Origin of the sequence: Aerococcus sp. UMB1112A (genome assembly GCF_030230715.1) — a bacterium.
In the GTDB taxonomy this organism is placed as follows: Bacteria; Bacillota; Bacilli; order Lactobacillales; family Aerococcaceae; genus Aerococcus.
Genome location: NZ_JASPDS010000058.1, coordinates 1 through 1,476, shown reverse-complemented (window position 1 = coordinate 1,476; position 1,476 = coordinate 1). Strand labels below are relative to the sequence as shown.

At 48.5% G+C, this 1,476-nt stretch carries 1 protein-coding gene and 1 pseudogene; both read right to left on the bottom strand.

Translation table 11 applies throughout. The features are described 5' to 3' along the window. A partial coding sequence (locus QP860_RS10525; RefSeq protein WP_284912799.1) for a hypothetical protein occupies nt 1-224 on the bottom strand: 224 nt, incomplete at its 3' end. Nucleotides 225-1,032: 808 nt separating this feature from the next. Then, nucleotides 1,033-1,476 (bottom strand): annotated as a pseudogene (locus tag QP860_RS10520) (hypothetical protein); the annotation flags it as partial.

Genomic DNA, 1,476 nt, shown 5'->3' with positions numbered 1-1,476 from the left:
AGTATCTGCAAGTCAATCTGAAAGCTCGTCAGTGAGTGCGTCACAATCTGAATCGAGCTCAGTATCTGCGAGTCAATCTGAAAGCTCCTCAGTAAGTGCTTCGCAATCAGAGTCAAGCTCAGTGTCTGCAAGTCAATCCGAAAGCTCATCAGTAAGTGCTTCGCAATCTGAATCAAGCTCAGTAAGCGCCAGCCAATCCGAAAGCTCGTCAGTAAGTGCGTCACAATCTGAGTCCAGCTCAGTATCTGCGAGTCAATCAGAAAGCTCGTCAGTAAGTGCTTCGCAATCCGAATCAAGCTCAGTATCTGCGAGTCAATCAGAAAGCTCGTCAGTGAGTGCGTCACAATCTGAGTCCAGCTCAGTATCTGCGAGTCAATCAGAAAGCTCGTCAGTGAGTGCGTCACAATCTGAGTCCAGCTCAGTATCAGCGAGTCAATCAGAAAGCTCGTCAGTGAGTGCGTCACAATCTGAGTCTAGCTCAGTGTCTGCGAGTCAATCCGAAAGCTCGTCAGTAAGTGCGTCACAATCTGAGTCCAGCTCAGTAAGCGCCAGCCAATCCGAAAGCTCGTCAGTGAGTGCTTCACAATCTGAGTCTAGCTCAGTATCTGCAAGTCAATCTCAAAGCTCATCAGTAAGTGCTTCGCAATCAGATTCTAGCTCAGTGTCTGCGAGTCAATCTGAAAGCTCCTCAGTAAGTGCTTCACAATCTGAAAGCTCATCGGTGAGTGCTTCACAATCTGAGTCTAGCTCAGTATCAGCGAGTCAATCCGAAAGCTCGTCAGTAAGCGCATCCCAGTCTGAGTCTAGCTCAGTGTCTGCAAGTCAATCTGAAAGCTCATCAGTAAGTGCATCACAGTCTGAGTCCAGCTCAGTAAGCGCCAGCCAATCCGAAAGCTCGTCAGTAAGCGCATCCCAGTCTGAGTCTAGCTCACTGTCTGCAAGTCAATCTGAAAGCTCATCAGTAAGTGCTTCGCAATCTGAATCAAGTTCAGTAAGCGCATCCCAGTCTGGGTCTAGCTCAGTAAGCGCAAGTCAATCCGAAAGCTCGTCAGTGAGTGCGTCACAATCTGAGTCCAGCTCAGTAAGTAGCTCAATGTCGACATCAACTAGCACCTTGGAATCTGTTGCCTTGAGCCAAAGTGCACGAATTTCTGAATTGGAATCAACAAGCGATTCAGTTTCAACTAGCGTATCAGCAGCACATTCAGAATCCGTAAGCTCTAGCGTATCAGCATCTGAGTCCGCAAGCAGCAGTGCTTCAGCTTCAGAATCCGCAAGCTCAAGTGCTTCAGTATCAGCATCTGCAAGCTCAAGCGCCTCAGCTTCCGAATCAGCAAGTTCAAGTGCTTCAGCATCTGAATCCGCAAGCTCAAGTGCTTCAGCATCTGAATCCGCAAGCTCAAGTGCTTCAGCATCTGAATCCGCAAGCTCAAGTGCTTCAGCATCTGAATCCGCAAGCTCAAGTGCTTCAGCATC